At 70.6% G+C, this 8,867-nt stretch carries 7 protein-coding genes; 3 read left to right on the top strand and 4 right to left on the bottom strand.

From position 1 onward, the window contains the following. The first annotated feature begins 16 nt into the window (after positions 1–16). The 3 genes from H0H10_RS24295 to H0H10_RS24285 all read left to right on the top strand — a co-directional run bounded on the left by H0H10_RS24295 (position 17) and on the right by H0H10_RS24285 (position 2,188). Positions 17–1,027: an aldo/keto reductase gene (locus H0H10_RS24295; RefSeq protein ID WP_188183217.1), complete on the top strand. Its 1,011-nt coding sequence runs from the start codon at positions 17–19 to the stop codon at positions 1,025–1,027. Between the two features lie 49 nt (positions 1,028–1,076). Further along, positions 1,077–1,496, top strand: coding sequence for an SRPBCC family protein (locus tag H0H10_RS24290; protein ID WP_188183216.1), 420 nt, complete (start codon positions 1,077–1,079; stop codon positions 1,494–1,496). A 290-nt stretch (positions 1,497–1,786) separates the two neighbouring features. Further along, entirely contained in the window at positions 1,787–2,188 is a 402-nt protein-coding gene (locus H0H10_RS24285) for a low temperature requirement protein A (RefSeq protein WP_188183215.1), read from the top strand. A gap of 350 nt (positions 2,189–2,538) precedes the next feature. Here the strand turns inward: H0H10_RS24285 and H0H10_RS24280 are convergent, their stop codons facing one another. The 4 genes from H0H10_RS24280 to H0H10_RS24265 all read right to left on the bottom strand — a co-directional run bounded on the left by H0H10_RS24280 (position 2,539) and on the right by H0H10_RS24265 (position 8,809). After that, a complete protein-coding gene (locus H0H10_RS24280) occupies positions 2,539–3,993 on the bottom strand; it encodes a sensor histidine kinase (protein WP_373566863.1) in 1,455 nt (484 codons plus the stop codon). A 104-nt stretch (positions 3,994–4,097) separates the two neighbouring features. Next, entirely contained in the window at positions 4,098–4,838 is a 741-nt protein-coding gene (locus tag H0H10_RS24275) for a response regulator transcription factor (protein ID WP_188183213.1), read from the bottom strand. A 106-nt stretch (positions 4,839–4,944) separates the two neighbouring features. Continuing rightward, positions 4,945–6,390 (bottom strand): streptophobe family protein, encoded by a 1,446-nt coding sequence (locus H0H10_RS24270; RefSeq protein ID WP_188183212.1) that lies wholly within the window; start codon positions 6,388–6,390, stop codon positions 4,945–4,947. 157 nt (positions 6,391–6,547) lie between these two features. Then, positions 6,548–8,809: an MMPL family transporter gene (locus H0H10_RS24265; protein ID WP_188183211.1), complete on the bottom strand. Its 2,262-nt coding sequence runs from the start codon at positions 8,807–8,809 to the stop codon at positions 6,548–6,550. Positions 8,810–8,867: the final 58 nt, after the last annotated feature.

The following is an 8,867-nucleotide window of genomic DNA, read 5'->3' as shown; positions in this document are numbered from 1 at the left end:
TCGAAAAGGCACTTTCATGTCCCTCAAGGAAATCCTTCCCGGCCGTCTCGGCTTCGGTACCGCCCCGCTCGGCAACATGTTCCGCGCGATCCCCGACGACGAGGCCACTGCCACCGTCGAGGCCGCCTGGGACCAGGGCGTCCGCTACTACGACACCGCCCCCTTCTACGGCGCCGGCCTCTCCGAGGAGCGCCTCGGCAAGGTCATCTCCACCAAGCCCCGCGACGCCTACGTCCTGTCCACCAAGGTCGGCCGCGTCATCCTCGACGAACTGGAGGAAGGCGCCCGCGACCTCGGCGAGAAGGGCGGGATCTTCGAGCACGGCAACCCGAACAAGATCGTGCACGAGTGGACCGCCGAGGCCACCGAGCGCTCCATCGAGGACAGCCTCAGGCGCCTCGGTGTCGACCGGCTCGACATCGTCTGGGTCCACGACATCGCCCAGGACTTCCACGGCGATGCATGGCTGCAGAAGTTCGAGGAGGCCCGCACCGGCGCCTTCCGCGTTCTGTCCCGCCTCCGGGACGAGGGCGTCATCAAGGCCTGGGGTCTCGGCGTCAACCGCACCGAACCCATCGAGCTGACCCTCGCCCTCGACGAGCCGCAGCCCGACGGCTTCCTCCTCGCCGGCCGCTACACCCTCCTCGACCACGACCACGCCCTCCAGCGCCTGCTGCCCATGGCCCAGGAGCAGAACGTCGACATGGTCGTCGGCGGACCCTACAGCTCCGGCATCCTCGCCGGCGGCACCCACTTCGAGTACCAGCAGGCGCCGCCGGAGATCATCGACCGGGTCGGCAAGCTCAAGGCGCTCGCCGAGAAGCACGGCGTGAGCATCAAGGCCGCCGCCCTGCAGTTCTCCCTCGCCCATCCGGCCGCCGCCGCGGTCATCCCCGGCGCCACCCGGCCGAGCCGCATCGCGGAGGACGTCGCCGCGCTGAACGAGGACATCCCGGCCGCGTTCTGGACCGAGCTCCGTGCAAGCGGCCTGGTCAGCGCTGCCGCCCCGCTCCCGAACGGCGCCTGACCTCCCACTTCCCCACCCCCCACACAGCACGACCTTCAGGAGAAGGATCATGGCTTCCACCTCCGTCAGCCGCATAGTCCCGGCCCCGCCGCAGCAGGTCTGGAACCTCATCGGCGGATTCGACGCCCTGCCCGACTGGCTCCCCTACATCCCCGAGAGCACCGCCCTCGAAGGCGGCCGCGTCCGCCGGCTGACCAATCCCGACGGCGACACGATCATCGAGCGGCTGGTCGACTTCAACGAAGCCGAACGCCACTACAGCTACGCCATCCTCCAGGCTCCGTTCCCCGTCAACGGCTACGTCTCCACCCTCCGGGTCCACAGCGTCCCGGGCCGCGACGACGTCGCCGAGGTCCAGTGGTCCGGACGCTTCAACCCCGACAACGCCACCGAGGACGAGGTCGTCGACCTCTTCACCGGCATCTACCGCGACGGCCTCGACGCCCTCCGCAAGACCCTCGCGGCCTGACACCAGGGCATCGCGGCGCCCCACCTCGCAGCCCGGGTACGCCCCCGCGTACACGGGCTGCGGCTTCTCGGAAAACGGAAGCGATGAAGGACCGTACAAAGCTGCTCGCGCTGGGCACGATCACTTTCCTTGCCGCCACTTTCTTCGTAGCCGTCCTCCAGCACGCCTACCGGCCATGACCCGAACCGTTCCGGGTTGATCCGCCGTCAGGATCCGGGTTGCGCAGCTTGTCACGTGGCCGGATCGTGAGCCCATGCCGGCCGCACCGGGCCCCGGAACGGCGTGCCGACGTGAGCGGCGCGTCGTTCGCCGGCCTGCGCCGGAACGTCTCCCCGCTGGAGCTGTTCTTCGGCCTGGTCTTCGTCTTCTCCGTCGACCAACTCGCCCACCACCTGCACGACAAGCTGTCCGGGCGCGGCGCCGCCGAAACCGCCGTGATGCTGGTCGCGGTGCTCAGCACCTGGGCGCTGACCAGCTTCGACGCCACCTTCCTCGACGTGCAGCAGCCACGGACCCGGCGGCTCGTCCTGGTGGTGATGGGCCTGGGGCTCTTCATGAACGCCCAGAGCCTCACTGCGAGCGGCGGCCCTACGACTCCTGTGTGGCATACGGGCAGTCCAAGTCCGCCGATGTCCTGTTCACGGTGGGCGCCCGCCCCTGGGCGGCGGACGGGATCACGGCCAATGCGCTGAATCCCGGTTTCATCCTCACCGGCCTGCAGCGGCACCTCGACGACGACAGCATGCGCGCCTTCGGCGTGATGGATGGGGAGGGCAACGTGAAGCCGCTGCCGTACTACAAGACTCCCGAGCAGGGGGCCGCCATCTCCGTCCTGCTGGCAGCGTCGCCTCTCCTGAAGGGCGTCACCGGCCGCTACTTCGAGGACAACCAGGAGGCACGGACCGTCCGCGGCGACGAGGACCGGCCCGGGGGCCTGGCCGCCCACGCGCTCGACCCGCAGGCGGCAGACCGGCTCTGGCAGAACGGCACCGATGCCCTCCGCACTGCCTGTCCGCGGCCGCGCGGCACTGGTGCGGACGCCTCAGTCCATCTGTTCCAACAAGGCGAGCCTCACCCGGAAGGTGCACCCCTCACCCGGGGCGGTGTCGACTTCGATGTCACCTCCGTGCGCGGTGACGAGGGAATGGACGATGGACAGGCCCAGTCCCGCTCCGCCGCCGGTGGCACGGCTCCGCGAGGCGTCGGCACGGTAGAACCGCTCGAAGACCCGCTGCCGTTCCTCCGGAGTCAGGCCCGGCCCCTGATCGGCGACTTCCAGCACCGCGGCTCCGTCCTCCACGCCCACACCGATCCGGATCGGTGTACCACTGGGCGAGTGTGTGACCGCGTTGCCCACCAGGTTGGTGACGACCTGTCGCAAACGTTCCTCGTCCGCGAGCGTTTGCGCCGTGGCGGGCTTGCCGCCGTTCGGTCCGGTGAGTGTGACCGGGCGTGTGGCGTCCAGCGCCCGTACGTCGTGCATCGCATCGGCCGCCAGGGTGCGCAGATCCATCGGGGCGCGGTCGAGCGGGAAGGCGGGCGCGGGGCCGATCCCGGTGACCGGGCCTTGTGCGGCCTCGTCCAGGCGGGCCAGGAGGAGCATGTCGCCCACCAACCGGGTCAGGCGTTCCGACTCCTCGGCGATCCGCTTCATGATGTGGTCGGTGTCCCGCCGGGTCCGTGAGGCCCCCATCCGGTACAGGTCCGTGTATCCCTTGATTCCGACGAGAGGCGTGCGCAGTTCATGGCTGGCGTCCGCGAAGAAGCGCCGCATCCGCGACTCCGCCTCCGCCCGCGCGTGGAACGCGGTGTCGATCTGGTCGAGCATCCGGTTCAGGCAGGTGGTCAGTCGTCCCACCTCGGTGTGCGGACCGGCTGTTTCCGGGATCCTGTGCGAGAAATCACCCGAGGTGATGGCCTCGGCGGTCTCCTCGATCCGGGTCAGCGGCCGCAGCCCGGAACGGACGGCGAACCAACCGGCCAGGGCCAGCACGCCGAGCAGGACGCCGCCCGCCGTCAGGGACACGGTCCAGGTCCTCTGGACGGTGCGGTCCACCTCGTCCAACGACGTCGCCACGATGACGCTGCCCCGGTCGGCCGGAGTTCCCGCCGGCTTGATCAATTGGTCGGGGCGGGTCAGCGCGACGACCCTCCAGGTGTGGTCTCCGTGGCGTGCCGGAACGGTGAAGGGGTGTCCCGCACGGTCCAGCACGGCTTCCCGGTCGAGATCCGGCAGCTGCGGCCCGCCCCCTGGAGCGGCGGTGGTGGAATCGAAGGTGTGCCGGGGGACGCCCTCATCGTCCACGTACGCCACGGTGGTGTCCTCGAAGGAGCTCAGGACCCGCACGTTCTGCGGGGCGCCAGCGCCGGGCGGTGGTGTGACACGCGCAGCGATCTGTGCGGTGGTCGTCAATCGTGAGTCGACCCGGCCCTGCAGGTAGTCGTCGAGGGCGGTGCTGACGACGGCGCCCGCTGCGAGGAGTCCGGTCGCGACCAAGGCGATGGCAAGGCACAGCAGGCGAGTGCGAAGGGACGTACGAGCGAGGGCACGCCGCGCGCGCCCTGCCGACAAGCGCGGGCTTCCGAGTGATCGTGGCGTCTTCATGCCCGCGGCCCGCGAAGTACGTATCCGATCCGGTGCACGGTGTGGATGAGTCTGGGCTCGGTGCGGTCCACCTTGCGGCGCAGGTAGCTGATGTACGTGTCGACGATGCTGGGGTCCCCGTCGAAGTCGTAGCGCCAGACGTTCTGCAGGATCTGCGCCTTGGACATGGTCAGCTCGGCGTTGGCCATCAGGAAGTGCAGCAGGCGGAACTCGGTGGGTGACAGACGCACCGGCTGCCCGGCCCGGGTCACCAGATGTCCCTCGGGGTCCAGTTCGAGATCGCCGACGACCAACGCGGTCGACGGCTCGCCCTTGGTGCGGCGCAGTACCGCCTGGATGCGGGCGATCAGCTCCTCGAGGTCGAAGGGCTTGGTGATGTAGTCGTCGCCGCCGAGGGTGAGGCCGGTGATCCGGTCCTGCCGGGTCTCGCGGGCGGTGACGAACAGGACCGGCACGTCGCCGCCGAACCCTTGACCGGTCCTGCGGGGCTGGGCGCGCAGCCGTCGGATCACCTCGAAGCCGTCGATGTCCGGCAGCATCACGTCCAGAAGCACCAGGTCCGGGGGACGACGGGACGCCATCTCCAGGGCTTCTTCCCCGTCCGCCGCGACGTCGACGTCGAATCCCGCGTAGCTCAGGGCGGCCGGAAGGAGTTCACGGACGGTCGGTTCGTCATCGACGACGAGCAGGTGTCCCCTGGGCGAGGACCCACGGCGTGCTGCGCGTGCTGATGTCATGGCTGATTCGTTCCGCTTCGTTGTACCGGGTGTCCGGGGGCCGGTCCGGCCGGGCAGTGGCGCCGGCCGGACCGGCCCCCGGACACAGGTCGTGTCCTCGTGTCGGTCACGGACGTCTGGGGCTCGCATCAGAGGAAACCCCACGAACCTGTGAGCGACTGCGGACGCGCTCGGCACCGGTGCCCGCTCGGCCGGGTCGCGTGCGGGCCTTCTGGCGGCCGGCCCGCAGTCCATGGAGGCGACTGCCCGCGTAGCAGGCCAAACCGGCCAGGACGAAGCCGGTGAGGGCCGAGAGCCGCACGGAACCTTCGAGGCCCGCGTCCATCCCGCCCATCTCGTTGTCCATGAGGGTGAAGCCGATCCCCACGGACACCTGTGAGACCAGGCAGAGCACCAGGGCGCCGAGGCCGACGGCCACACCGGCGCGCAACGCGATCTCCAGGTGCCGGCCCAGCAGTGCCTCGGACTCCTCACGGGCCGTGCGCGCCGGGGTACGGGCGGCGGTGCGATAGCCCGCGTACACCAGCAGGCACACCAGCAGCGTCAGGCCGGACAGCCACAGGGGAATGCCGGCCACCGTCTTGCCGCTCAGGTCGATCTGCCGGTTCCCTCCGCCGGAGCCGCCCGCACCGCCGAGACCCCCCGTACCTCCCATGCCGCCGAGGCCGCCGAGGCCGCCCATCATGCCGCCGCCTCCGGGCTGTCGCCGCTCCACGCCGGCCTGCCAGGACGCTCCCAGGCCCGAGGTGAGAACGGCTGTGATCAGGTTCGGGGCGGCGAGGAGCAGCGCCCCCGCGGCTTTCGCCGCCTGGTCGCGTCCGGTCGCCGCGGCCGCGGCCGCCAGGAGCGCGAGGAACAGGGCGACGGTGCACAGGGCAGTGCAGATCCCGGTCAGGGTCGAGGCGACCGGGTTCCACTTGAGGCGCAGCCGGCTGAGCGCAACGGGACCGGGCAGCGACGTGCGGCGGGCGGCCACACAGCCACCGCCGATGACGAGCGCCGCTCCGAGCACCGCGAAGAACCCGGTCAGCACCATGTCCGTGGTGAAGTCGACGGAGGGGATCCCGCCGCCCCCCGTCAGTCTGCCGAGCCGGCCGCCCGAGCCGCCCCTGCCGAGCTCGTCCGCAACGCTCTCGGGCAGTTTCAGCGTGCCGCGGGCCAGGTGTGCGAGTGCGGGCACGATGACGGCGGTGGCACCGAGCGCCCCGCCGGTGCGGGCGATCAGCAGCGCGGGCGTCGGTCGCGTCCGGCGGCGCAGCGGCCGGAAGAAGCACAGGCCCAGCACGGCCGCTCCCAGGAACGTGAGCATCAGCGGCAGGGCCCTCACCTGGCCGGTGACAGCGAGGCCGAGACCGCCGCCACCACCGAGCATGCCCAGCATGCCTCCGCCTGCGCCGTCCTTCGGTGCGATGTCGGAAGCCAGGTCGATCGTCCCGCCGAAGGCGAGACTGGTGATCGCCGGGACGAGCCGGGTCAGCGGCGCTGTCCCGTCGGCGCCCAGGGCCCGCAGCGCCAAGTATCCGGTGCCCGTCATGACCGCGATCGCGGTCATGACGGCCAGGCATCCTTCGATCGCGTGACGCGGAGCGCTCCCGCTGGGCCTGCGAACGGACGACTCCGTTCCCGCCGGGGTTTGGCTCGTCGATGCGACGGCCTCCGTACGGACCCTTCCCCTCACCGATCTCGTCGTGGTTGCACGGCTCATGGTGTCAGCGCACCTCGTACGGGTCGGCAGCAAGGGTGTCGGTGTTCTGCGGGGTCGTGTCGGTGTTCTGCCGGGTCGCGTCGGTCCGCGCCGTCTCGCGCGCCTTTAGGCTCTCGCCCTCCACATCGACGTGCGGCACCCAGCGGTCCAGCCACCGGGGCAGCCGCCAGGCGCGGTGGCCGAGCAGCGCGAGCACGGCAGGGACGAGCGTCATGCGGACGACGAAGGCGTCGAAGAGGACGGCGATCGCCAGGCCGAACCCGATGGTCTTGACCATCTGTTCGCTCGATCCCATGAACCCTGCGAACACCGAGATCATGATCACTGCAGCGGCCGTCACGACCCGGGCACTGTGCTCGAAGCCACCGATCACGGCCCGCACGGGCTGCCGGTCCGCGACGTAGGCCTCGCGTATCCGGGTCACCAGGAAGACCTCGTAGTCCATGGCCAGACCGAACACGACACCGACCATGAAGATCGGCATGATGGACATCACCGGTCCCGGCTCCGAGACCCCGAACAGCGAGCCCAGCCAGCCCCATTGGAAGACCGCGACCACCGCGCCGAGCCCCGCGGCGATGGAGAGCAGGAAGCCGAGCGCGGCCTTGAGCGGCACGAGGACGGAGCGGAAGACGGCGATCAGGAGCAGGAACGCCAGACCCACGACGAGCGCGATGTAGGGCAGCAGTGCGTCGGCGAGTTTCTGCGAGACGTCGATGTTCATCGCGGTCGTGCCCGCGACCAGCACCTGGGCGTCATCGCCTTCGATCTCGGGAGCACGCAGGGCATGGACGAGATCGGTCGTCTCCTTGCTTCCGGGTGCCGTGGCCGGGACGACGGTGAGGACGGCGGTGTCCTTGCCGTCGTTGAAGCGCGGCGGCGTCACGGTGGCCACGCCGTCCGTGTTCTTGATCCGGGTTGCGGTGGCGCGCGCGGCAGACCGGGCGTCACCGCCGTCGCCGGCCCGCACGACCGCGGTCAAAGGACCGTTGAAGCCGGGGCCGAAGCCGTCGGCGAGCAGGTCGTAGGCGCGTCGCTGTGTCGTCGACGCCGGCTTGGACTCGTCGCCGGGCAGGCCGAGTTCCAGGGAGGCGACCGGCACTGCTGTGGCGATCAGGGCGGCGGCGCCGACGAGCAGGACCGCGAGCGGCCGCCGGGTGGTGAACCGGGCCCAGCGCACGCCCAGAGTTGGCCGCGCCGACGTCCCGGACGGCGTGCCGTCCGGGACGTCGGGCGCGGGGCGCTTGCGGAGGCGGGCGCGGGCCGGCCGGATCCGCTTCCCGGCGATGCCGAGCAGGGCCGGGATCAGCGTGACGGCGATCAGCACCGCGAGCGCGACGGTTCCCGCCGCGGCGAGTCCCATCTGGGTCAGCACCGGGATCCCGACGACGGACAGACCCGCGAGTGCGATCACCACGGTCAGGCCGGCGAAGACCACCGCGGAGCCCGCCGTGCCCACCGCACGGGCGGCGGCGTCCTCACGGCTCCTGCCGCGGGCCAGTTCGTCGCGGTAGCGGGAGACGACGAACAGCGCGTAGTCGATGCCGACGGCCAGGCCCAGCATCGTGGCCAGCACGGACGTCGTCCCGCCCAGGCCGAGCGGCGCCGCCAGCGCCTTGATCGCGCAGGTTCCGACACCGACGCCGAGCAGTGCCGTGAGCAGCGGCAGCCCCGCCGCGATCAGAGCGCCGAAGGTGATGACGAGCACCACGGCGGCCACCGCGATCCCGATGGCCTCCGAGGAGTGGCCGCCCACGGCGTCGGAGACCGCGTTGCCTCCGGCTTCGACCGTGAGACCCGACGAGTTCGTCTCCGCCACTGTGTCCATCAGCGCCTCACGCGAGGTGTCCGAGAGCTCGGTGACCGGCACGCTGTACGACACCTGCGCGTAGGCGATGGTGCCGTCCTTGCTGACCGACCCGGTCTCGAAGGGGTTGGTCACCCGGTCCACCTGCGGCCCTTCGCCGAGGGCACGGACAGCGTCCTCGACGGCTCGTCTGGCGGCCGGGGCGGTCACCTTGCCGTCATCGGCCTTGAAGACGACGCGTGCCGCCGCGCCGTCCGCGTTCACCTCGGGGAAACGCTCGTCCAGCAGGTCGTAGGCGCGCTGCGCCTCCGTTCCGGGCAGGGAGAAATCATTCGGTGGCGCGGCATCGGCGCGGGAGGCGAGAACCCCTGCCGCCACGAGCAGTCCCGCCCACAGGGCAGTGACGAACCACCTCCGTCGGAAGGAGAACTGGCCAGTCTTATAGAGGAAAGCAGCCACAAAGGGCCCCCGGTCATGTTGCCGATCAACAGAACGGGGCAAGAGTCGCACCCTCATT

Source organism: Streptomyces griseicoloratus, assembly GCF_014534645.1.
In the GTDB taxonomy this organism is placed as follows: Bacteria; Actinomycetota; Actinomycetes; order Streptomycetales; family Streptomycetaceae; genus Streptomyces; species Streptomyces griseicoloratus.
Note: the sequence above shows the minus strand (reverse complement) of the source record. Positions and strands in the feature narration are given on the sequence as shown.

Bases quoted from the DNA above. Each gene is read 5' to 3' on its own strand.
- H0H10_RS24295 (WP_188183217.1), top strand. From the start codon at position 17: ATGTCCCTCAAGGAAATCCTTCCCGGCCGTCTCGGCTTCGGTACCGCC.
- H0H10_RS24290 (WP_188183216.1), top strand. From the start codon at position 1,077: ATGGCTTCCACCTCCGTCAGCCGCATAGTCCCGGCCCCGCCGCAGCAG.
- H0H10_RS24275 (WP_188183213.1), bottom strand. From the start codon at position 4,838: ATGACATCAGCACGCGCAGCACGCCGTGGGTCCTCGCCCAGGGGACAC.
- H0H10_RS24270 (WP_188183212.1), bottom strand. From the start codon at position 6,390: ATGACCGCGATCGCGGTCATGACGGGCACCGGATACTTGGCGCTGCGG.